Consider the following 22,019-nt stretch of genomic DNA (forward strand, 5'->3'; position numbering starts at 1 on the left):
CCGCGCCGAGGGCGGCACATGCAAGTAGCGCCCTGACCACCTCCCAGGACGCTGCTCTCAACTCCGACTCAGCTCACCGTCTACTGCACTGTTGACGGACGGGGCGGGCGGGCGCACGGCTGCCGTAAGCCCCAGCCAGCACCTTCCGGCCTATTTTCCGCCTTAAGACCCGTTCGGTTGGCGCCCGTACCGGCATCGCAGCCGGTCACCTTCCGGCTCCCCGCCCTCGAGTCAATGCGCAGACCCGCCCGCCCGGCCTCGGCGCAAAGTGCACCTACGTGCCGGGTGGGGGATTGGCGTGCGTCCAGAGGACCACGTCCAAATGCCGCAACCGAAGGTTCGGGTCCCCAATCCTGACGCCTGGCTTCTGCGCGGCGCGGTCCACAACCTCGTCTAGGGCCCGCAGAAGATGGTCCGTGCTCAGGAGATGCTTGAACACCAACCAGTCGAGCGCGTAGCTCTTCGAGGCGCGCGTGCCCAGCAGCTTGGTCACGTCGTTGTCTCGGACAGGAAACAGGTCTGGTCGTTTGCGAGCGCACACCTTCGCCGCGGTCACCCAGCGGTCGGACGTCGCAACATGGTGAGGCGCCAACGCCATCTTCACGGTGTCGTAGAACAGACCCATGGCGGACAGCGTCTCGAGCCCGGAGGTCTGCAGATTCCGATCGAGGCCGAGCTCGTCGAGAGCCAATAGCCGGCTCAAGTGAGCCGAGGTTGCACCCGGCTCCAAGATTCGCCGGGCCGCCATCTGTGGGATCTCGACATTCAGGAGCGTGACCGCGAACAGATCGCTCGCCTCGATGGCATACGGATCGTTCGGGTTCACCGTCACAAACGCAGCCCCGGCATAGTCGCCCTCCCACCGGTAGTACGCGGCCAATCTCTCGACCGCTGTGTCCGTATTCGAGAGGATGGACATGACTCGCTCGGTGGCCTCTGAGAGGAGGGCAACAGGCGCTTGGGTCCAGCCGTTCGGCAACGCTGTGCCAGGTTCTGTCATGCCAGACAGCATGTCGGAAGGCGCGGACAGCCCACGAAGCCTCCCTCACGCGTGGGCACAATTTGGGCACACGAGATCTGAGAACGGCCCAACCGATGGCGTCAGATTCGTACGGCTGGTGCTCCTGACGCCACTGCCGCCGACGTCGCCCCAGGGCCAAAGACGCTCGTAATGAATAGCTCAGCACATATCGGACATGCGTTCCTCGACGTCGGTCCGGTGACCAGAGCCGGGGGGCATGGGCTAGAAGCCGGCCCTCCGCGGACGCCGCGGTGAGCGCAGCCTCTAACGGCCGGATCGTCCCGGGCGCGGCCATCTGCTTGAGCTGCCCGAGTCTGTTGACCTCGAGATTTCGTGCAACATCTCGTGCAACATCTCTCGGCTATTGCCGGTTAATCGCGGTCATTGGCGGCAAGCCGCCCCTCCTCAACGGAGGGCGAGAGATACGCAAAGCCGCAGGTCACGGGTCCCTGACCTGCGGCTTTGGGTGGTGGCCAGGGGCGGGGTCGAACCGCCGACCTTCCGATTTTCAGTCGGACGCTCGTACCAACTGAGCTACCTGGCCGTGGGTGCATGTGCGTGATGGTGACCATGCAATGCAGAACATGCGATCGCGGCGGCCTCGTGCCGAAGCCCGGGGGACCGTCGCGACTGCAGGATCATAGCCGATCCGTGCTGCCCCCTCACAACCGACGGTCATCGCGGAATACCCCGTGGGTGGCGACGTTGCCCCCACCATGAAGGCAATCACCTTCGCCGAGTACGGCGACCCCGACATCCTCCAGCTCACCGACCTCCCCGACCCCAAGGTCGGCCCCGGCGAGGTGCTCATCCGCGTGCGCAGCGCAGCCGTGAACCCTGTCGACTGGAAGGTCATGAAGGGCTATCTCGACGGCCTCATGGTCGTGGAGTTCCCCGCGATCCCGGGCTGGGACGTCTCGGGAGTCGTCGAGGCGGTCGGCCCCGACACCCCCGAGTGGGCCCCCGGCGACGAGGTGATCGCCTACGCCCGCAAGGACTGGGTGCAGGGCGGCACCTTCGCCGAGCTTGTCACCGCGCCCGTCCGCACGGTCGCCCGCAAGCCGAAGTCCCTCGACTGGCACCAGGCGGCGGGCCTCCCGCTTGCCGGCCTCACGGCATACCAGCTGATCGCTCGGCTGGGACTCAAGGATGGCGAGACGGTCCTCGTGCACGCCGCCGCCGGTGGAGTCGGTCTCTTCGCCGTGCAGATCGCCCGAGCTCTCGGCGCGCGCGTGATCGGCACCGCCTCCGAGGGCAACCACGAGTTCCTGCGCGGGCTGGGTGCAGAGCCGGTGACGTATGGCGCGGGGCTGGCCGAGCGCGTACGTGAGCTGTCGCCCGACGGCGTGGACGTCGTGGCCGACTTCGTCGGCGGGGTCCTGGACGTCACGCAGGCCGTTCTCGCCGACGGTGGACGGCACGGGTCGATCGCCGACGGCACCGTCGCCGAGGCCGGTGGCATCGCCGCATGGGTGCGGCCCAACGCCGAGGACCTGACTGCGCTGGGCGACCTCGCCGACGCGGGTCGGCTGACCGTGCCGGTGGCCGACGTGTTCGCGCTCGCGGATGCGGCTGAGGCGTTCGAGCTGAGCCAGACCGGGCACGTCCGCGGCAAGATCGCCATCGAGGTCAGCGTCTGACGGACCCTGGCGGGCCCCCGCCACGCATATGACGCCTGTCCAAAAGGGCGCCCGCGCAACGGATTCCGTGCGTGGGCGCTCTTTGTCGTCCCACCATGCGAGAGGCATATCCTACTTATTTGATAGGCAATGAAGGAACCGCTACCTTCGACGTAGGTCATGAGCTCCAGTGACAAGCCCCGGCTCGCTGGACGGCAACCCTCCCACTCGCGGTGGGGTGCTCCGGGTGAAGACCAGGTGGCAGTCGGACGACTGCCGCAAGCGCGAGGCTCTCGAGCCTCATCCGAGGACGGAAACCCATGAAGGACAACGGATCCAGGCAGGCAGTCGATCGCTCCTGTCTACCCGTCCTGCGCAGGCACATCGACCTGCTCAGGGTTTCCAGCGCACTCTGTCGCCCCTGACGCGCGCCCTCGTCGTTCGTCGGCTTCAGCCGGTCTCCGACCTGCGCTCGTAGGTCTGTTCGACGACTGCTACCTCGAAACCCATTCTCCTCCAACGGTTCTGCGCCTCGGCGCAGGACCGGCGATTCCCCTTGCCCGAAAGGATCCACCCATGGCTGTCATTGCCACGATCTCCAGCAGTCCCTCCCCCTCCTCCAAGACCGACGCCGTCCTCTCCGACATCGCAAGACAGCTCCAACGCGCCGGCCACGTCGTCGTCCCCATCGTGTTGCGGGACCTGCCCGCCGGCCCACTCCTGCGCGGTGACGCCCACGACCCCGAAGTGGCACGCGCCGTGGCTGCGCTCGAGGCGGCAGACGCGGTCGTCGTGTCCACCCCGGTCTACAAGGCGGCCTACGGCGGCCTGCTCAAGACCTTCCTCGACCTGCTGCCGCAGTTCGCGCTGCGGGGCAAGGTCGTCCTGCCGGTGGCCACCGGCGGCACGCCCGCCCACGTGCTGGTCGTCGACTATGCCCTCCGCCCCGTCCTGGCGAGCCTGTCGCCGAGCAGCATCACCCCGGGCTGGTTCGTCCTGGCCGACCACGTGAGGCTCGTCGACGGGGGTGAGGCCTTCCTCGACGAGGCTGCCCTGCGACCGCTGCGCGAGGTCACGACCGTCTTCCTCGACACCGTGGCAGGCCGCTCGCTGGTTACCGCGGGTGCCGTGCTCCGCGAGGCGGTGGCCTGATGCGCGCGATTCGTGGTTCCTTCACCGCGAGCCGGGCGCTGATCGCCTCGCTGGCGGCGGCCCTGCCACTCGTCCTGGTGTCCGGCTGCTCGCTCCCGTCGAGCGAGGCCAGCACGTCCGCGAAGGACAAGGGGCCGGTGACCATTCGCTACCAGGGGTGGGCCAACTCGGTGTCGCTACCCGAGCTCGCCTCCGACCTGGGCTACTTCCCCACCCTCAAGCTCAACTGGGTCGGCAACACCACCAGCGGTCCCCAGGACATCCAGTCCGCGGCCACGGGGCAGACCGACTTCGGCGGTGCGTTCTCCGGCGCCGTGGTCAAGCTCATCAGCGCAGGCGCCCCGGTCAAGGCCGTCATCAACTACTACGGCGAGGACGCCAGGACGTTCAACGGCTTCTACGTCAAGAACGACAGTCCGATCCGGACCCCGCACGACCTGATCGGCAAGAAGGTCGCTGTCAACACTCTGGGGGCGCACGCCGAGGCGGTCATCGACACCTACCTGAAGAAGAACGGCCTCACGCCGGAGGAGATCAAGCAGGTGCAGCTGGTCCCACTGCCCCCCAACGACACCGAGCYGGCCGTCCGGCGTGGGCAGGTCGACGTCGGCACCCTCTCGGGGGTCCTGCAGGACCACGCCATCGCCACGGGTGGGCTGCGGTCGCTGTTCAGCGACTACGAGCTGTTCGGCGCCTTCAACGGTGGTCAGTACGTCCTACGGGACGACTTCATCGCCAAGCATCCGGCGGCAGCCAAGGAGTTCGTCACCGGGGTCGCCAAGGCGATCGAGTGGGAGCGCACGAGCTCTCGCGAGACCGTCATCACGCGGTTCACCACCATCATCGAGAAGCGTGGTCGCAACGAGAAGACCGACAACCTCAAGTTCTGGAAGAGCGTGGGAGTCGCCAGCAAGGGCGGCTTGATCAGTGACCAGGACTTCACCCGCTGGGAGCCGTGGCTCGTCGACAGCGGGGTCCTCGAGCAGGGCGCGCTCAAGCCCCGCGACCTCTACACCAACGACTACAACGGGCTCGCGTCGAAGGCGTCCTCATGAGTGCCCACATCGAGCTGCGTGGCGTGACCAAGGAGTTCGCGCTCCGCCCGACCAGGGACCAGCCGCAAGCACGCCCGCTGGTCGCGCTGGACGACGTGTCCCTGGAGGTGCCACGCGGTGAGTTCCTCACGCTGGTCGGACCGAGCGGGTCGGGCAAGACCACCTTGCTCGACCTCCTCGGCGGGCTGAGCCGCCCCACGAGCGGCAGCGTCCTCGTGGACGGCGCCGAGGTGACCGGTCCCGGTCTCGACCGGGGCATCGTCTTCCAGCAGTACGCGCTCTTTCCCTGGCGGACCACCCTCGCCAACGTGACGTTCGGCCTCGAGCAACGGGGACTGAGTCGCCGCGAGCGCACCGAACGGGCCCGCGAGAACCTGGCCCTCGTGGGGCTCGAGGGGTTCGAGGACCGGTATCCACACGAGCTCTCCGGTGGGATGAAGCAGCGGGTCGCGATCGCCCGGAGCCTGGCCTACCAGCCCGGCATCCTGCTCATGGACGAGCCGTTCGCTGCCCTTGACGCGCAGACCCGTGAACAGCTGCAGGACGAGCTGCTGCGGATCTGGCGAGCCACCGACACGACTGTCGTGTTCATCACCCACGGCATCGAGGAGGCGGTCTATCTCGGCCAGCGCGTGGCCGTCCTGAGCGCCCGGCCCGGGCGTCTCAAGGCTCTCGTCGACGTCGACCTCGGCGACCGCGAGTCCACCACCGACCTGCGGTCGGACCCCCGCTTCGTGCACTACCGGCACGAGGTCTGGACGCTCCTGCACGACGAGGTGCGCCGCGCCCAGGACGCCGGTCATCTCAAGATCCAGCCCGACGGCACAGAGAAGGCAGCCTGATGAGCACCGCAACCCTGGACCCAGGTCGTGATCTGACAGTGCCGACGCAGCCCGGCCCGGCACCCGAGGCGAGCGTGGCTCGGCCGGCCGCCACGCGGCATACCTGGTGGGGTGGCGCCGCGCGCCGCCTCGGGCGGGGGACGCGCAGGTCTGCTGCCGTCGTGCTTTTCCTCCTGTTGTGGGAGTTCGGCACGCAGTACCTGCTCGACCCCGCGCGCAAGGTGTTCCTCCCCCCGTTGCACGAAGTGCTCCAGGCGTGGTGGGGGCTGGTCCAGAGCGGCCAGCTCCAGCAGCACGTCGCGGCCAGCCTGACCCGGTCGGTGATCGGGTTCAGCGTCGCGGTCGTCGCGGGCATCGGGCTGGGACTCGTGGTGGCCTGGTACGACGGCCTGCGCGAGTTCCTCACGCCGCTGCTGGAAGCCTTCCGCAACACGGCCGCCCTCGCGCTCCTGCCGGTCTTCGTCCTACTGCTCGGGATCGGGGAGACGAGCAAGATCTCGATCGTCGCGTACGCGAGCTTCTTCCCGGTGCTGCTCAACACGATCGCCGGGGTGCGCACGGTCGACCCGCTCCTCGTCAGAGCCGCCCGGTCGCTGGGGCTGGGCAGCCTGAGGCTGTTCCAGAAGGTGGTCCTGCCCTCGGCGGTGCCCACCATCTTCACGGGCGTCCGCATGGCTGGGACGGCGTCGATCCTGGTCCTCATCGCGGCCGAGATGGTGGGTGCAAAGGCGGGGCTGGGCTACCTGATCGTCAACGCCCAGAGCAGCTTCCAGATCCCGGACATGTATGCCGGCATCCTCACCGTCTCGCTGTTCGGGCTCCTCGTGAACACCGTCCTCGTCCGGCTGGAGCGGCACTTCTCGCGCTGGCGCGTCGCTGCCGCGGCCCGCTGACCAGCACCCCACATCCGTTGAAAGGAAAGGTGAACCATGTCCACTGAACACCGAGAGCTCCATCTCAACGCCTTCATCATGTCCACCGGCCACCACGAGGCGGCCTGGCGCCATCCTGACGTCGAGCCGGCCCGGGCCCTCACCTTGCAGCACTACGTCGACATCGCCCGGACGGCCGAGCGCGGCCTGCTCAACTCGGTCTTCTTCGCCGACGGAGTGGCGCTGCACGGCAACGTGAAGCACAACACGCACAGCGCGTTCGAGCCCCTCACCCTGCTCTCGGCCCTGGCCGCCTCGACGACCCACGTCGGGCTCATCGCGACCGCGTCGACGACGTACAACCACCCCTACACGCTGGCTCGCGCGTTCGCCTCGCTCGACCACCTCAGCGGTGGGCGGGCCGGGTGGAACATCGTCACGAGCGCCGGGCAGGACGAGGCGCGGAACTTCGGGCTCGAGGGTCGCCCCGACCACGAGGCGAGGTATGCGCGGGCCACCGAGTTCGTCCAGCTCGCCCAGGCGCTCTGGGACTCCTTCGACGACGAGGCCGTCATCGCCGACAAGGGGTCGGGCATCTACGCCGACACCGACCGCATCGCTCCGATCGACCACAAGGGCCCGCACTTCGAGGTGCGCGGCCCACTCAACATCCGCCGGCCCGTGCAGGGCTACCCCCTCCTGGTGCAGGCGGGGTCGAGCGAGTCGGGCAAGGAGTACGCGGCCCGCTTCGCCGAGGCCGTCTTCACCGCGCAGCAGACGCTCGAGGAGGCGCAGGCGTTCTACGCCGACCTCAAGGGCCGGCTCGCCGCCCACGGTCGGCGCCCGGAAGCCCTGCTCATTCTCCCTGGCATCAGCCCCGTCATAGGGCGCACAGAGGAGGAGGCCAAGGAGAAGGAGGCCGAGCTCAACGCCCTGATCAACCCGGCACACGGGCTGGCGCAGCTCTCGACCATGCTCGACCACGAGCTGACCGAGGGCGACCTCGACGGACCACTGCCGCCCGTGGCGGTGGGCACGGAAGGCAACCAGAGCCGCAAGCAGCTGGTCCTCGACCTGTCCGAGCGCGAGGGCCTCACGGTCCGCCAGCTCATCGAGAGGTTGGCCGGCGGGCGCGGCCACCGGGTGTTCGCCGGGACGGCCGTGCAGGTCGCCGACCAGATCCAGGAGTGGTTCGAGCAGGGGGCAGCCGACGGGTTCAACGTCATGCCGCCGACGCTGCCGGGCGGTCTGGACGACTTCGTCGACCTCGTGGTCCCCGAGCTGCAGCGTCGGGGCCTGTTCCGCACCGAGTACACGGGCAGGACGCTGCGCGACCACTACGGCCTGCCCCGGCCGGCCAACCCCAACACCGAGCACGCCCTCACCACGAAGGAGCACGCAGCATGACCGCCATCGCCACCGACCGGGACGTCCGCAAGATCACCGGACGGATCGGCGCCGAGATCGTCGGCGTCGACCTCACCTCCGACCTCGATGCCGAAACCATCCAGTTCCTCAACCAGGCTCTGCTGGAGCACAAGGCGCTCGTCTTCCGCCGTGCCCCGCTCACCGACGATCAGCAGGAACGGTTCGCCGCGCACTTCGGCCCGCTCACGACGGCGCACCCCACGGTGGCGTCGGCGCCGGGCGCCCCGCGGATCCTCCCCGTCGACAGCGAGATGGGGGTGGCCAACCACTGGCACACGGACGTCACCTTCGTCCAGGCGCCACCGAAGGCGACCACCCTGTCGAGCAAGGTGGTCCCACCCCACGGCGGCGAGACGCTGATCGCCAACACCGGTGCGGGCTACCGCGACCTGCCCGAGCCCTTGAGGCTGCTGGCCGACTCGCTCTGGGCGATCCACACCAACGACTACGACTACGCCGAGCCGGAGGAGTCCCTCGACGACCAGGCCAGGGAGAACCGTGCTGAGTTCACCTCCACCGCCTATCGGACCGCCCACCCGGTCGTGCGCGTGCATCCCGAGACGGGGGAGAAGGGGCTCTACCTCGGCGGCTTCGCCCAGCGGCTGGTCGGGCTGTCCGCCGCGGAGAGCCGGGACCTGATCCGGCTGTTCCAGTCCTACATCACCCGCCCGGAGAACGTCGTGCGTGTCGCCTGGGAGCCGGACCAGCTCGTCATCTTCGACAACCGGATCACCCAGCACTACGCGATCGACAACTACGACCACCTGCCGCGCCGCCTCCACCGGGTCACCGTCGCGGGCGACGTGCCGGTGGGGCTGACTGGGGAGAAGAGCAGGGTGATCGAAGGGGACGCGTCGCACTACACGCAGGGGGACTGACGGGGATGCCCCAGGGCTGGGCCGGCGCACGAGGCCCAGCCCCGCGGCATGCCCGGACATGCGAAGAGGCCCGCACGTGTGTGCGGGCCTCTTGGCTTTCGAGCGACCCCGACCGGGCTCGAACCGGCGACCTCCGCCGTGACAGGGCGGCGCGCTAACCAACTGCGCTACGGGGCCTAGATGGTGCTTTTACTGCGTATCCCCAACGGGATTCGAACCCGTGCTACCGCCGTGAAAGGGCGGGGTCCTAGGCCGCTAGACGATGGGGACCAGTTCAACGGCCCCCCGCCGTTAGCGCCAGGCGCGGATCCGTCGAGGACTCGCGAAAGCATACGGGCAGACCGCCCGGATAACCAAAACGGGTCCGTGGGCAACGCGAGCCGGGGGCTGGGCGCCGCCCGTCCGCACGACCCGATGGTATGCCGCGGGGCTGGTCAGGGGCGTGCCTCGCGCAGCGCCGCGCGCACCCGGTCGACGGCCGCCGACTCGCTCAGCCCGGCCCGTGCGGCCAGGATGGCGTAGTCCGCGGCGCTGCGGTCGAGGGCGACGTCGAGGGGTTGAGAGGCCGCCGCCACGACGGTCCCGGCGCGACTTCGGGTGGTGACGAGACCCTCGGCCTCGAGCTCCTTGTAGGCCCGGGCCACGGTGTTGACCGCCAGGCCCAGGTCGGCGGCCAGCCCACGCACGGTAGGGAGCCGGTCGCCCTCCGCGAGGGTGCCGCGGGCGATCAGCCCGGCCAGCTGGGCGCGGACCTGCTCGAAGGGTGGCTCCGGGGCAGTCGGGTCGACCGACACCGGCGGGGTGCTCACCCGCCGCTCGCAGCCGTCTGCGGGGCGGCCCACGTCAGCAGGCGGTCGACGTCCCAGGTGGTGACGATCCGGTCGGGGTCGATGCCGAGGTCCCCGGCGCGCTCGCAGCCGTAGGCCTTCATCTCCAGCTGCCCCGGGGCGTGCGCGTCGGAGTCGATCGCGAACACGCAGCCGATCTCCATCGCCAGCCTGATCAGCTCGTCCGGTGGGTCGCGCCGCTCGGGACGGCTGTTGATCTCGACGGCGGTGCCGTGCTCGGCACAGGCCTCGAACACGGCGCGCGCGTCGAACTCCGACTGCGCTCGCGTCCCGCGCGATCCCTCGACGAGCCGCCCGGTGCAGTGGCCCAGCACGTTGACGCGGGGGTTGGACACCGCGGCCACCATCCGCTTGGTCATCGGCGCCTTGTTCATCTTGAGCTTGGAGTGGACGCTCGCGGTGACCAGGTCGAGCTTGGCGAGCATCGCGTCGGTCTGGTCCAGTGACCCGTCGTCGAGGATGTCGACCTCGATCCCCTTGAGCAGCTGGAACTGGCCACCCAGCGAGGCGTTGATCGCATCGACGATGGCCAGCTGCTTGGTCAGTCGCTCGGCCGTGAGCCCGTTGGCCACGCGCAGCTGGGGGGAGTGGTCGGTGAGGACCAGCCACTCGTGCCCGAGCTCCACGGCCGTGAGCACCATCTCCTCGATGGGACTGCCACCGTCCGACCAGTTGGAGTGCGAGTGGCAGTCGCCCTTGATCTGGGCGAGCAAGTCGGTGCCGCCCTGGGCGAGCGGCTTCGCCTTTCCCTGCAACGACTCCAGGTATGCCGGGAGCTCACCGTCCAGGGCCTCGCTCACCACGGCGGCGGTGGACTTCCCGATCCCGGCGAGGTCCTGCAGGGTGCCGGCCTCGTGGCGGCTGCGGAGTTCGTCGTCCGGTGTCTCCCTGACCGTGACGACGGCTTTGCGGAACGCCTCGACGCGGTAGGAGCCGGCCCGTTCCCGCTCGAGCAGGAAGGCGATGCGTCGCAGGGCCTCGTCGGGCTCGACGGGTGCGGTGAGGGGTTCCACGGACGCGACCACGGCGCTACCCCTTGAACTGCTGCCGGATCATGAAGTCCCAGACCCGGTCGCCACCCAGCGTCCTCGTGGCGATGAGGGCCCTGGCTGCCGGCGTCACGATGTAGCGCGACCGGGGGTGGCGCGACTCGACTGCCCTGACGACGACCTTGGCGACGGACTCCGGGCCGGTGGCCACCATGGGGTTGCCGTAGCCGCCGGTGGTGTTGCTGGCGCTGGAGGCCAGCAACGCGGCATACGGTGAATGTTGTTGTGCCGCAGCGGCATCGGAGGTGAGGGCGGTCTCCTCGAAGCCGGTCCGGATGAGGCCTGGCTCGATCAGGCTGACGCCGATGCCGAAGCCGCGCACCTCGTTGCGCAGGGCGTCGGTGATCGCCTCCACGGCGTACTTGGTCGCGTGGTAGTAGCCGCCGACGGGGAAGGTGAAGCGGCCCCCCATCGAGCCGATGTTGACGACGCGACCGCTGTGGGCTTCGCGCATCGCCGGCAGGACGAGCTGGGTGAGCCGGGCGAGTCCGAACACGTTGGTCTCGAACATGGTGCGCACCTTGTCGAGGTCTGTTTCCTCGATGGTGCCGTACTCGCCGTACCCGGCGTTGTTGACCAGGGCGCCGATGCTGTCGTGCTCGGCCTCGATCGTTTTGACCGCGCTGGACATCGACTCCTCGGAGGTGACGTCGAGGGCGAGAATGCGCGCTCCCGCGGCTTCGAGGTCGGTGAGGGTCTCGGTGCGACGGGCGGTGGCATAGACCGTGTGGCCGCGTGCGATGAGCGCCTCGGCTGCGGCACGGCCGATGCCGGACGAGCAGCCGGTGACGAGGACAGGTCCGGTGGGGGCGGCGCTCACTGCTCCTCGCCGCGCCCTGCGGGTCCGGCCGGTCCTGCGGGTCCTGCGGGTCCTGCGGGGCCGGCGGGTCCGCCCCCGTTGCGGCGCGCGACCCAGCGCTCGACGCCTGCGTACGCCAGCCAGCCCGCCGCCAGGGCGATGACGAAGACGACCCACGTGTTGAGGCTGGGGAGGACCGCCTCGAGACCTTCGCGGACGAGGACGATCGCACAGACGGCGACGACGATGGGGGCGAAGGCGGCGACGCCACCAGGTCGCTGCCCGGGGCGCTGTCCGGTGGTGGGACTCATGCCGCCAGTCTGCCCCATCACCCGCCGGGAAGGGGTCACGCGTCCCGGGCGCTGCGAGATGTGTTGGAGCGCGGGCGGATCCGCACGGCAGGCATCTCTGGCGCCGGCAGGTGCTTGACCTGGCCGGCGTACCCGTCCACCTCACCGAACCGCTCCGAGTGGGCCATCCACTCCTCGCGAGCGGTCACGATGTCCTCGTGGCTGCGGCCGACGAAGTTCCACCACATGACGATCTCCTCGTCGAACGGCGGCCCACCGAGGATGAGCGCCCGGGCGCTGTCGTTTCCGGTGTTGGTGAGGGTGAGCGTCGCGGTCGCCGTGGGGAGATAGGCCATGGCGCTGCGCGGGGTGGCGGTGCCGTTGACCGTGAGCCCTTCGCTGTCGGCCAGCACCCCGTGCTCGTATGCCGCGTCGAGACCCAGCTCGACCGTGGCCCCCGCGTCGAGGGTGACCTCGGCGCCGAGCAGGGGGGTGAAGCTCTCGACCGGGGAGGTCTGGCCGGCCAGGCTGCCGAGAAACACGCTCAGGGTGGCACCGTCGAGCCGCGTCGGCGTCGGCTCGTGGTGCTGGAATGCCTTGGGGGCGTTGCGGTACGCGTCGGGCAGGGCCACCCACAGCTGGGCCCCGTGGAGGACGGTCGTGCCCGGAGTGGACACCTCGGAGTGGGCGATGCCGAGCCCACCGGTCATCAGGTTGACCGCACCGGGGCGGATGATGGCGTGCGAGCCGAGGCTGTCGCGGTGCTCGATCTCGCCCGTGAACAGCCAGCTGACCGTCTGGAGCCCGCAGTGGGGGTGGGGCGGGACGTCCATGCCACCCGAGCCTGCGACGTCGTCCGGGCCGTAGTGGTCGGCGAAGCACCAGGCGCCGATGAGGGAGCGCTGGCGCTGGGGGAGGGTGCGACGGACTGTCATCGCGCGAGGCCCGCCGAGGGGCACGTCACGGGGTTCGAGGATCTCCACCCCGTCGACGGACGGCGCCGTCGAGCAGACGGTTTCTTGCGGCTGGGTCTCGACATTGCTCACCAACCCAGTCTGCACCGAACGCGCTCACCCGCAGCAGACGTGCCATCGAGTGTGCACGACACGCTGAGGACATCACGGTCGCGTCAGCGTGTCGTGCACTCTCGAGTCACGCGCGCCGCGTCAGACAGCCAAGTTTTTCGGGCACCGGTGGGCCCCGTGGGACTCGAACCCACAACCTACGGATTAAAAGTCCGCAGCTCTAACCATTGAGCTAGAGGCCCTGGCTGCCGGTTGGCGAGCCGCAGGTCAGCGTAGCCAACGAGGCGCAGGAGTCCCCACTCCGTTCAACGGGCCCTGGCGGTCAGCGAACAACGGATCAGGCGTTCAACGACTCTCGGCGAGACAGGTCTCGTAGGAGACGGACCTCGGACAGCCGCGCCAGTCCGACCCGATCACCCCCGCGAGTGCCGGCACCGCCACGAGGCTGATCACGACGGCATACCCGGCGGTGCGCAGGCTGCGCAGGCTGCGCAGGAGCGCAGAGCGGACGAGCAGCGCGGCGAGCAGGCAGGCTGCGGCCAGCAGCAGCAGCTGGCGGGTTCCCGCCGGGTCCGTAGACCGCCCGAAGCCGCCGCCCGAGCACCCCGAGATCCCGCACATACCGAGCCAGGCCATCAACCCGAAGAACGCGAAACCGGCCACCCCTGTGGCGATCACGAGCACCGACACGACGGTGCGGACCACACGAGCCGGCCGCGGACTCCGGGACTCAGGGGGCACGTTCCCACTGTGTCGCAACCAGCCGTTGCATCGTGGGACCCGGCAAGGAACCAACCCCAGGCAGTCCGGGGGCGCCCGGAACCCCATCCCACCCCGAGCCGTTGGCCCGACATGATCACCCTCACCTGTCCCAAGTGTGGTTCCGACATGCGCAGCTACGAGCGCAACCGGGTCCACGTCGACCAGTGCACGGGATGTGGCGGCCTGTTCCTCGACCGTGGGGAGCTCGAGGCCCTGGTCGCCGCGGAGAACGCGTGGCACCAATCCCCTGCGCAAGCACCTCCCGCAGCGGCAGCGCCGACCCCGCAGCAGCCGCCGGTGCCACAGCCCCCACAGCAGCAGGGGGCGTGGCAACAGCAGCCGGCTCAGAGCTACCAGGCGCCCTACCGCTCGATGTCCAAGGCGCCGTACGGCGGACCTGGCGGCTACGGCCAGCGGCGCAAGAAGTCGTTCCTCAGCGAGCTCTTCGACTGAGCGAGGCCGCCCAGCGAGCATCACCTGAGACAATGGGCGCGATGAAAAACGAGCCCAGTGGCCGACCCGGTCCGCGCCGCCCAGCCTTCTTCAGCCCCATGGCGATGGAGGCGCAGGGCGGCACGGTCCCCGACCCCGCGCAGGTCACCGAGATCGCCCACGAGACGGCCGCGGTCCTGGTGGGCACCGGGCGCGCCAACGACGACCCCGCCCTGACCGCGCGGCTCGTAGCCCTCGTCGACGAGCTGGGGTTGGTCACCGTCGCAGAGCTCTGGGCCGACCGTCCCGCGCGGAGCCTGCCGGGTGCCCTCTGGCGGCTCTACGCCTTGCGAGAGTGGGTGCAGCGCAGCCCGGGTGAGGCCAGCGCCGACTACGCAGCAGGGATCCGCTTCACCGACGTCAACCACGCGGTGGCGGGCGTCGCCGAGCCGCCCGGACCCGCCGAGCTCCGCGAGCTCAGCGACGCGATCCTGCGGGGAGTCTTCGCGGGCGACTTCGCCGTTGCGCTGCAACGGGCGGCGGCGTTCTGTCGCGTCGTGGCCGCGGGCCGCGCCGACCGTGCCGACACGACCGACGCCCAGGACCGCGAGGCCGCCGCCCAGCAGACCCGCCGGGCCGCGTCGATGCTCTCGACCGCCGAGGATCTGGAGGCCGGAGCCCGCCTGTGGCGGGCCGGCGAACTCATCTGAACGGCCCCTTGCGTCGCGGTAAACACGCCGCAGATGGAACAACTCCAGAGCCTCCGGGGTTACAGTCGGACGTGCGTCGGGCCGCGGTAGCCCCGGGTCCCAACTGAAGCCGCTACGAGCGGCCGCGCGCCGTGAGGCGCTCCCGGCCCGACGCACAAATGTTCATCTCCCGGCCATGTCTGGCCACTGATCCACAAGCCTTGGTATGCCGCGTGCGCGCCCCCTCGCTCAGCTGTCCTGGGCCGGCGGTCGACCACCCGGGCAGACCCCCTGGTGAGCCTGTGCGTCCTCTCTCGAGACCCGTCGCGAACGGCGACCCGGACCGCTCCAGCCGCACACGCGGCATACGGCATGACTGAACGAACCCCGGTCCTCGACATCGCGAGGTTCGACCGGGGGGGCACCGCCGAGATCGGGGGTCATGGCCACCATCATCAGGCATAGCCGGATGGGACTAGTCGTGATGGTGTCCGGTATGGCCCATCTGGGTGGTTCCGGGGCATCGCGGGTCAAGAGATAGCAAACTAGATGCGCTGTTCGGCGTTGCCTCGGTTAGCGTTTCATCCATGACCAAGGAACCGCGGGCCGGTGCTGACCTGACCGACGACGCGCTTCAGGACGAGATCGAGCTGGTGGGCGACCTGGTCGTCGCCGCGACTGCCAGCGACGAGCCGCTCACCGAGGACGAGATCGACCGGGCCCTCGGCATCGAGCGCGGGCACCCGACGTCGTCCGACGACGCACCGAGCTCCCCGCACCGGGTCTGGAAGCGCCAGAACGCCTGATCGTCTGCGCGGTACCGACCGGCGACGATCAGCGCCCAGTTGCGCTTTCTCGCGTCCTTGCCCGTAGCATCGTCCACGGCCATCCCCCTTGCGTGACCGGAGAGAACCGTGGGCTTTCGCCTCACCCCCCAGGAGAACAGTTTTTACGATCTGTTCGCCAAGTCCGCTTCCTACCTCGTCCTCGGCTCGCGTGAGCTGACGACGCTGTTGGGCGTTCCACACGCCGAGCGCGAAGCCGTCGCGACGAAGATGCGGGAGATCGAGCACGCCGCCGACGAGGCGACCCACGAGATCATCCGCAAGGTGAACAGCTCGTTCATCACGCCGTTCGACCGTGAGGACATCCACGGCCTCGCGTCGACGCTGGACGACTGCATGGACATGATGGACGCCGCGGTCGACCTGATCGTGCTCTACCGCATCGGTGACCTCCCGGCCGGCGTGTCCGACCAGGTCGAGGTCCTCTCGCGGATGTCGGAGCTCACGGCTGACGCCATGCCTCGGTTGCGCTCGATGAAGGACCTCTCCGGCTACTGGATCGAGATCAACCGCCTCGAGAACCAGGCCGACCAGATCTACCGCCGGCTGCTCGCCGGACTGTTCAACGGTGACTTCGGTGGCGACACCCTCACGATCATGAAGCTCAAGGAGGTCGTCGAGGAGCTCGAGGCCGCCGCTGACGCGTTCGAGAAGGTGGCTCACAAGGTCGAGAGCATCGCGGTCAAGGAGTCCTGAGCCTCCCCATGGACTGGCTTCCGATCGGAATCGTCATCGCCTTGGCGATGGGCTTCAACTACACCAACGGTTTTCACGACGCGGCCAATGCGATCGCGACCTCGGTCTCGACCCGCGCCCTGACGCCGCGGGTCGCGCTGCTCATGGCCGCAGTGGCCAACCTCTTCGGTGCGTTCTTCGGCAAGAAGATCGCGGACACCGTCGGCAAGGGCATCATCGAGGCGCCCTCAGGCAACCCCGGTCTGGTGATCTGCGCGGCCGCCCTGATCGGCGCCATCGGGTGGAACCTGCTGACCTGGTGGTACGGCCTGCCGTCGTCCTCGTCCCACGCCCTGATCGGCGGCCTGGGTGGTGCCGCCCTGGCTGCGGGTGCTGACGTCAAGTGGACCGGCATCTTCCACAAGGTCATCATCCCGATGATCGCCTCGCCCCTCGTCGGGATCATGCTCGGCTACATCGTCATGGCCACGATCATGTGGCTGTTCCGCCGAGCCCACCCGGGTCGCGTCTCGCGTGGATTCAGGTACGCGCAGACCGCGTCGGCCGCGGCCATGGCCTTCGGCCACGGACTCCAGGACGCGTCCAAGACCGCCGGTGTCGTCGTCCTCGCGCTGACCGTTGGTGGCCACTACAACGGCAAGGGCATCCCGCTGTGGGTGCTGCTCATGAGCGCCATCGTGATCTCCCTGGGCACGTATGCCGGTGGGTGGCGGATCATGCGTACCCTCGGCCGCCGGATCATCCACCTCGACCCGCCGCAGGGTTTCGCAGCGGAGACGACGGCGGCCTCGATCCTCTACGTTGCGGGCATGGCGTTCGGCGCCCCGATCTCGACCACCCACACGATCACCTCGGCGATCATGGGCGTCGGCGCGACCAAGCGGCTGTCGGCCGTGCGGTGGGGCGTGGCCGGCAACATCGTCGGCGCCTGGATCCTGACCTTCCCCGGCGCCGGCCTGGTCGCCGCCGCCAGCTGCCTCCTGATCAACCTCTTCGTCTGACCGCCCCCGCTCCTGGCCACGGGTGCTGGGGGTAGGACGGGTTCGGCGCTACTCGGCGCTGCTCTGCTCGGCCCTGCTCGGCCCTGCTCTGCTCGCACTTGTTGCGATCTGGTGGTCACCCGGGTCCGTTTTTGGGGGTGCCGTGACCATCGGACGGCAACAAGTCGGGGGCAGGTGCGACGTGTTGCGATCTGGTGGTCACCCCGGTCCGGTTTGGGGGGCGCCGTGACCATCGGACGGCAACAAGTCGGGGGCAGCGCGAGGCCACGGCGGGCAGCGCGGGGCGAGTTCGGCCGGCGCCCGGCCACCGTGGCCGCGACGCCGCGCCCGCATCGGTCGTGCTGGTCCACAGGGTCACGGTCGACGCGGGCTGTGTCCACAGGCCCAAGGTCGGGCATGGTCCGCGACAGCCTCGCCACCCACGATCGCAGGATGAGGACAACCCCTGAAGCAGCGTGGCAGTCCCTGCCCCAACCCTTCCTGGCCAGGGAGGCGTTAGCCGCCGGCCTGAGCAGCACCAGCATCGCCGGGGCAGTCAGACGGCGTCACATCATTCCTGTCGCGCCCAGCCTGTACGCCGTCCGCGAGCCGTGGCTCGAACTCGACCCCCAAGAGCTTCATCGGGCCATGTCCCGTGCTGCGAGCGCGTCCGTCAAAGATGGGGTGCTGAGCCACCAGAGCGCTGCGCTTGTGCACGGGCTCCCACAGCCCTTGGGCCCACTTGGTGCCGTGAGCCTGACAGTGCCCGAGTCCGAGCGCACTGCCGCCCGAGATGACTGGAGGCGCCTGCTGGATGGCGACCTCCCTTCCGATCACGTCACCGAGGTTTCGGGCCTTCCCGTGACGACGGTCGACCGCACTGTCATCGACTGCCTTCGCCAGCTGCGGCTCCGCGACGCCTTGGCGATCGCCGATGGAGCGCTGCGCAACGGGACGACCAGTGCTGACGCACTACGGGCGATGCGGGCCTTCCAGACGAGGTGGCCGGGCGTCACGAAGGCCGACGCCGGGATTGCCATGGCGGATGCGCGTCGCGAGAGCTGGCTCGAGTCAGCCTCCGTTGCCACAGCTCACCAGTTGGGCTTCTCGGTGCCGATGAGCCAGGTATGGATCCACCACCTGGATGGTCGACTCATAGGCAGGGTCGACTTCCTGTGGGCACTGGCTGGCGTGATCGGCGAGGCGGACGGCCGCGGCAAGTACCTGGGTGCCTACGGCTCAGACACCTGGGACGCCGACGAAGCCGCGACCCACATGCTCGCCGAGCGGGAACGCGAACGCGAGCTCGAGTCAGTGGGTTTCGCAGTGGCGAGGTGGGACACAAGCGACGTCCTGGGTGGCGGTTCTGGCTTGGCTGAGGTCTTGCGATCTGCTCGTCGTCGGGCAGATCCGAGCCGGATCCGCTGTCTTTGGAGGCAGGACCCTGAGGACGACCTGCGTCTCTGGAGTGCGGAGACCATGCGGATGGGCGGAGATGAGGGCCCCTACGCCGCCTAACTCCGGGCGACTTGTTGCGCGCAGGTGGTCTCGAGGGGGCCGATTGCGGCGTTGGTGACGATTAGCGCGCAACAGGTCGCAGCGCCGGGGGACTTGTTGCCGGCAGGTGGTCTCGAGGGGGCCGATTGCGGGGCTGGTGACGATCTGCGCGCAACAGGTCGCAGCGCCGGGGGACTTGTTGCGCGCCGGTGGTCACGGGCCGGCCGTTTGCGGCGTTGGTGACGATTAGCGCGCAACAAGTCGCCGCGCCGGGGTACTTGTTGCCGGCAGGTGGTCACGAGGGAGCCGATTGCGGCGTTGGTGACGATCTGCGCGCAACCCGTCGCCGCCCAGCAGGCGCTGGGGTCAGCCGAAGCGACCGCTGATGTAGTCCTCTGTGGCCTTCACCCCGGGGTTGTTGAAGATCTTCTGGGTGTCGGCGACCTCGACCAGCTTGCCGGGCTTGCCGGTCGCCGCGAGGTTGAAGAAGGCGGTCTGGTCGGAGACCCGTGCTGCCTGCTGCATGTTGTGGGTGACGATCACGATCGTGTACTGGCTCTTCAGCTCCGAGATCAGGTCCTCGATGGCCAGGGTCGAGATCGGGTCGAGCGCCGAGCAGGGCTCGTCCATCAGCAGCACCTGCGGCTCGACCGCGATGGCCCGGGCGATGCACAGCCGCTGCTGCTGGCCACCGGACAGTCCGGCGCCGGGCTTGGCCAGCCGGTCCTTGACCTCGTTCCACAGGTTGGCCCCGTTGAGCGACTTCTCCACGACCTCGTCGAGCTTGGCCTTCCCGCGTACGCCGTTCAGCCGGAGCCCGGCCGCGACGTTGTCGTAGATCGACATCGTGGGGAACGGGTTCGGTCGCTGGAACACCATCCCGACCGTCCGGCGCACCGCCACGGGGTCGACGCCCGATGCGTACAGGTCCTGGTCGTCGAGCATGACCTTGCCCTCGACGCGACCGCCGGGGATCACCTCGTGCATCCGGTTGAGGGTGCGCAGGAACGTGGACTTCCCGCAGCCCGACGGCCCGATGAACGCGGTCACCGAGCGTGGCTCCACGGTCATCGTGACGCCTTCGACGGCCTTGAACGCGCCGTAGTAGACGTTCAGGTCACTGACGTCGATTCGCTTGGCCATGGTCTGTTCTTTCGTCCTTCGGATCGAGTATGCCGGGTGGCCGGCACGGTCGCGGAGCGGGGTTTCGCGGGTGGCTTACTTCTTGACGGATCCGAGCCGGGCGATGACACGGCCGGCCAGGTTGAGGATCAGGATCAGCAGGATCAGGGTCAGCGCGGCAGCCCAGACGCGGTCGACCGCGGGCTGCAGGCTCTCGGTCCGGTCCTGGTTGATCATCGTGGGGAGCGTCGGCATGAGGCCGCTGAACAGGTCCGTGGCGATGGACTTGGAGTAGGGCCCGAGGATCAGCAGCGGTGCGGTCTCGCCCATGACCCGGGCCAGTCCCAGCAGCACGCCGGTGATGATGCCCGAGAAGGCGGTGGGCAGGACGACCCGCACGATCGTCTTCCACTTGGGCACTCCCAGGGCGTACGCCGCCTCACGCAGCTCGTTCGGCACGAGCTTGAGCATCTCCTCGGTGGAGCGCACCACGACCGGCACCATCAGGAGCACGAGCGCCAGGCAGACCGCGAAGCCGACCCGCTGGAATCCGAACGTCGTCACCCAGAGCGCATAGACGAACAGGCCGGCGACGATCGAGGGCACACCGGTCAGGATGTCGACCATGAAGGACACGGCCTTCGCCAGCCGGCCTCGGCCGTACTCGACGAGGTAGATCGCGGTCATCACGCCGATCGGCACGGAGATGGCCGCGGTCGTGAGGCCCTGGATCAGGGTGCCCTGGATGGCGTGGATCGCGCCGCCACCTTCGCGGCGGGCCGTGATGCCCTTCTGGGAGTTCGTCCACCACTGGGCGTCCAGGAGCAGGTGGGCGCCCTTGCTGACGACGGTCCACAGGATCCACAGCAGTGGCACGAGGGCGAGCAGGAACGCGCCCCACATCACCACCCGCGCCAGCTGGTCCCGGATCTCGCGCCCGCGGGCCGGGTGGCCGAGGGCCGGGATCGTGGAGCCGTTGGACGCCTGGTCGGGCCGCACGGTGTCGACGGTGCTCATTCGATGAACGCCTTCCTGCGCTCGATCACGATGCGGGCGATCGCGTTGACGATGAAGGTCAGCACGAACAGCACCAGCCCGGCCGCGATGAACGCGCCGGTCTTCGCGGGGGAGTCGAACTCCCCGGCGTTGTTGGCGATGCGCGACGCGAACGTCTCGCCGCCGTTGAACAGCGACCAGGTCCAGCCAGTTCCGGCGGCCAGGGTCGAGAGGATGATCGTGACGGCGATGGTCTCGCCGAGGGCGCGGCCGAGGGCCAGCATGGCGGCCGAGATGACGCCGGCCTTGCCGAACGGCAGCACCGCGACGCGGATCATCTCCCACTTGGTCGCGCCGAGGGCCAGCGCGCCTTCCGTGTGGGTCACGGGCGTCTGGGCGAACACCTCGCGCGACAGCGCCGTGACGATCGGGAGCACCATGATCGCCAGGACGATGCCGACGAACAGGATCGTGCTCCCGCCGCTGATGCCCGCGTCGGAGAAGAGAGGGAACCAGCCCAGCGTGTCCTTGAGGAAGTTCTGGACCGGCTCGAACACCGGGCCGAAGGTCTTCAGGCCCCAGATGCCGTAGACGATCGAGGGCACCGCGGCAAGCAGGTCCACGAGGTTCGCCGCCGGCCGCGAGAGCCACCTCGGCGCGTACTGCGTGATGAACAGCGCCACCGCCACCCCGACCGGCACCGCGATGAGCATGCCGATGGTCGAGACGGCAATGGTGGTCCACAGCAGCTCGACGATCCCGAACTTCAGGTTCGACGCGTTGTCGACCGACCACTCGCGCGAGGTGAGGAAGTTGACCTTGTCGTCGGCGATCGCCGGGATGGCCTGCCAGAGCAGGAACGCCCCGACCAGCGACACCAGGCCGATGACGAGGATCCCGGCGCCCTTGGCCGCACCCCCGAAGAGACGGTCGCCGAGCCGTCCGGTGCCGGCGCCGTCGCCGCTCAGGGTGGGTCGGCCGTCGGGTCCGGGCAGCTCGTCAGCGATCGAAACGCCGGTTACGGAGCTCACGTTGCGCCTCTCGGTGCGTGTGGTCGTGGTCGTGGTGCGTGCGGTCGTGGTGGTGCGTGCCTTCGCACAGTCCACCAGACGTTCGTCCATC

General features: G+C 69.0%; 23 protein-coding genes, 4 tRNA genes and 1 riboswitch. Of the genes, 13 read left to right on the forward strand and 14 right to left on the reverse strand.

Annotated elements, in window-relative coordinates; genetic code table 11:
- Positions 1–274: 274 nt before the first annotated feature.
- Entirely contained in the window at positions 275–919 is a 645-nt protein-coding gene (locus AC1DXJ_RS11905) for a DUF6308 family protein (protein WP_477637059.1), read from the reverse strand.
- A gap of 569 nt (positions 920–1,488) precedes the next feature.
- Positions 1,489–1,565: transfer RNA gene (locus AC1DXJ_RS11910), tRNA-Phe, on the reverse strand.
- A gap of 172 nt (positions 1,566–1,737) precedes the next feature.
- Between AC1DXJ_RS11910 and AC1DXJ_RS11915 the strand changes: the two genes are divergently transcribed.
- The 7 genes from AC1DXJ_RS11915 (at position 1,738) to AC1DXJ_RS11945 (ending at position 8,867) form a co-directional block, all read left to right on the forward strand.
- Entirely contained in the window at positions 1,738–2,661 is a 924-nt protein-coding gene (locus tag AC1DXJ_RS11915; protein ID WP_477614016.1) for an NADP-dependent oxidoreductase, read from the forward strand.
- Between the two features lie 155 nt (positions 2,662–2,816).
- A riboswitch (SAM riboswitch) is annotated at positions 2,817–2,931 on the forward strand.
- 285 nt (positions 2,932–3,216) lie between these two features.
- Positions 3,217–3,792, forward strand: a complete 576-nt coding sequence (gene ssuE, locus AC1DXJ_RS11920; RefSeq protein WP_477637060.1) for an NADPH-dependent FMN reductase — start codon at positions 3,217–3,219, stop codon at positions 3,790–3,792.
- Positions 3,792–4,847, forward strand: coding sequence for an ABC transporter substrate-binding protein (locus AC1DXJ_RS11925; RefSeq protein ID WP_477637061.1), 1,056 nt, complete (start codon positions 3,792–3,794; stop codon positions 4,845–4,847). Before ssuE ends, AC1DXJ_RS11925 begins: the two co-directional genes overlap by 1 nt.
- On the forward strand, positions 4,844–5,689 hold the full coding sequence (locus tag AC1DXJ_RS11930) for an ABC transporter ATP-binding protein (RefSeq protein WP_477632776.1): 846 nt from the start codon (positions 4,844–4,846) through the stop codon (positions 5,687–5,689). The genes AC1DXJ_RS11925 and AC1DXJ_RS11930 overlap by 4 nt, the downstream gene beginning before the upstream one ends.
- Positions 5,689–6,582, forward strand: a complete 894-nt coding sequence (locus tag AC1DXJ_RS11935; RefSeq protein WP_477637062.1) for an ABC transporter permease — start codon at positions 5,689–5,691, stop codon at positions 6,580–6,582. Before AC1DXJ_RS11930 ends, AC1DXJ_RS11935 begins: the two co-directional genes overlap by 1 nt.
- A 36-nt stretch (positions 6,583–6,618) precedes the next feature.
- Positions 6,619–7,968, forward strand: coding sequence for an LLM class flavin-dependent oxidoreductase (locus tag AC1DXJ_RS11940; RefSeq protein ID WP_477637063.1), 1,350 nt, complete (start codon positions 6,619–6,621; stop codon positions 7,966–7,968).
- Positions 7,965–8,867 (forward strand): TauD/TfdA dioxygenase family protein, encoded by a 903-nt coding sequence (locus AC1DXJ_RS11945; protein ID WP_477637064.1) that lies wholly within the window; start codon positions 7,965–7,967, stop codon positions 8,865–8,867. The genes AC1DXJ_RS11940 and AC1DXJ_RS11945 overlap by 4 nt, the downstream gene beginning before the upstream one ends.
- A gap of 103 nt (positions 8,868–8,970) precedes the next feature.
- Here the strand turns inward: AC1DXJ_RS11945 and AC1DXJ_RS11950 are convergent.
- From AC1DXJ_RS11950 to AC1DXJ_RS11990, 9 genes are all read right to left on the reverse strand, one after another.
- Positions 8,971–9,044: transfer RNA gene (locus tag AC1DXJ_RS11950), tRNA-Asp, on the reverse strand.
- Between the two features lie 20 nt (positions 9,045–9,064).
- Positions 9,065–9,137 (reverse strand) — tRNA-Glu (locus AC1DXJ_RS11955).
- Between the two features lie 164 nt (positions 9,138–9,301).
- Complete coding sequence (locus AC1DXJ_RS11960; protein WP_477637065.1) at positions 9,302–9,676, reverse strand: GntR family transcriptional regulator; 375 nt, start codon at positions 9,674–9,676, stop codon at positions 9,302–9,304.
- Positions 9,673–10,740, reverse strand: a complete 1,068-nt coding sequence (locus tag AC1DXJ_RS11965; protein ID WP_477637066.1) for a PHP domain-containing protein — start codon at positions 10,738–10,740, stop codon at positions 9,673–9,675. The genes AC1DXJ_RS11960 and AC1DXJ_RS11965 overlap by 4 nt, the downstream gene beginning before the upstream one ends.
- A gap of 4 nt (positions 10,741–10,744) precedes the next feature.
- A complete protein-coding gene (locus AC1DXJ_RS11970) occupies positions 10,745–11,584 on the reverse strand; it encodes an oxidoreductase (RefSeq protein ID WP_477624456.1) in 840 nt (279 codons plus the stop codon).
- Complete coding sequence (locus AC1DXJ_RS11975) at positions 11,581–11,874, reverse strand: hypothetical protein (RefSeq protein WP_477614006.1); 294 nt, start codon at positions 11,872–11,874, stop codon at positions 11,581–11,583. Before AC1DXJ_RS11975 ends, AC1DXJ_RS11970 begins: the two co-directional genes overlap by 4 nt.
- A gap of 35 nt (positions 11,875–11,909) precedes the next feature.
- Positions 11,910–12,899 (reverse strand): pirin family protein, encoded by a 990-nt coding sequence (locus tag AC1DXJ_RS11980; RefSeq protein WP_477624455.1) that lies wholly within the window; start codon positions 12,897–12,899, stop codon positions 11,910–11,912.
- A gap of 148 nt (positions 12,900–13,047) precedes the next feature.
- Positions 13,048–13,120, reverse strand: a tRNA-Lys gene (locus AC1DXJ_RS11985).
- A 103-nt stretch (positions 13,121–13,223) separates the two neighbouring features.
- The gene (locus AC1DXJ_RS11990) at positions 13,224–13,619 is read right to left on the reverse strand and encodes a hypothetical protein (protein ID WP_477624454.1); all 396 of its coding nucleotides are present in this window, start codon (positions 13,617–13,619) and stop codon (positions 13,224–13,226) included.
- 111 nt (positions 13,620–13,730) lie between these two features.
- Here AC1DXJ_RS11990 and AC1DXJ_RS11995 point away from each other — a divergent pair, with 111 nt between their 5' ends.
- The 6 genes from AC1DXJ_RS11995 (at position 13,731) to AC1DXJ_RS12020 (ending at position 18,800) form a co-directional block, all read left to right on the forward strand.
- Positions 13,731–14,093 carry a TFIIB-type zinc ribbon-containing protein gene (locus tag AC1DXJ_RS11995; protein ID WP_477624453.1) on the forward strand — a complete coding sequence of 121 codons (363 nt, stop codon included), beginning with the start codon at positions 13,731–13,733 and terminating at the stop codon, positions 14,091–14,093.
- A 41-nt stretch (positions 14,094–14,134) separates the two neighbouring features.
- On the forward strand, positions 14,135–14,782 hold the full coding sequence (locus tag AC1DXJ_RS12000; protein WP_477614002.1) for a hypothetical protein: 648 nt from the start codon (positions 14,135–14,137) through the stop codon (positions 14,780–14,782).
- A 566-nt stretch (positions 14,783–15,348) separates the two neighbouring features.
- Complete coding sequence (locus AC1DXJ_RS12005; RefSeq protein WP_477614001.1) at positions 15,349–15,567, forward strand: hypothetical protein; 219 nt, start codon at positions 15,349–15,351, stop codon at positions 15,565–15,567.
- Between the two features lie 108 nt (positions 15,568–15,675).
- The gene (locus AC1DXJ_RS12010) at positions 15,676–16,302 is read left to right on the forward strand and encodes a DUF47 domain-containing protein (RefSeq protein WP_477614000.1); all 627 of its coding nucleotides are present in this window, start codon (positions 15,676–15,678) and stop codon (positions 16,300–16,302) included.
- Positions 16,303–16,310: 8 nt separating this feature from the next.
- Entirely contained in the window at positions 16,311–17,303 is a 993-nt protein-coding gene (locus AC1DXJ_RS12015; RefSeq protein ID WP_477613999.1) for an inorganic phosphate transporter, read from the forward strand.
- 729 nt (positions 17,304–18,032) lie between these two features.
- Entirely contained in the window at positions 18,033–18,800 is a 768-nt protein-coding gene (locus tag AC1DXJ_RS12020; RefSeq protein ID WP_477637067.1) for a hypothetical protein, read from the forward strand.
- A 345-nt stretch (positions 18,801–19,145) separates the two neighbouring features.
- Here AC1DXJ_RS12020 and pstB read toward each other — a convergent pair whose 3' ends face one another.
- The 3 genes from pstB to pstC all read right to left on the reverse strand — a co-directional run bounded on the left by pstB (position 19,146) and on the right by pstC (position 21,928).
- Positions 19,146–19,922: a phosphate ABC transporter ATP-binding protein PstB gene (gene pstB, locus AC1DXJ_RS12025; RefSeq protein ID WP_477613997.1), complete on the reverse strand. Its 777-nt coding sequence runs from the start codon at positions 19,920–19,922 to the stop codon at positions 19,146–19,148.
- A 75-nt stretch (positions 19,923–19,997) separates the two neighbouring features.
- On the reverse strand, positions 19,998–20,918 hold the full coding sequence (gene pstA, locus AC1DXJ_RS12030) for a phosphate ABC transporter permease PstA (RefSeq protein ID WP_477613996.1): 921 nt from the start codon (positions 20,916–20,918) through the stop codon (positions 19,998–20,000).
- Positions 20,915–21,928 (reverse strand): phosphate ABC transporter permease subunit PstC, encoded by a 1,014-nt coding sequence (pstC, locus tag AC1DXJ_RS12035; protein WP_477637068.1) that lies wholly within the window; start codon positions 21,926–21,928, stop codon positions 20,915–20,917. Before pstC ends, pstA begins: the two co-directional genes overlap by 4 nt.
- Positions 21,929–22,019 lie beyond the last annotated feature (91 nt).

The sequence above is a fragment of the Pedococcus sp. P2_D9 genome, from assembly GCF_056404275.1.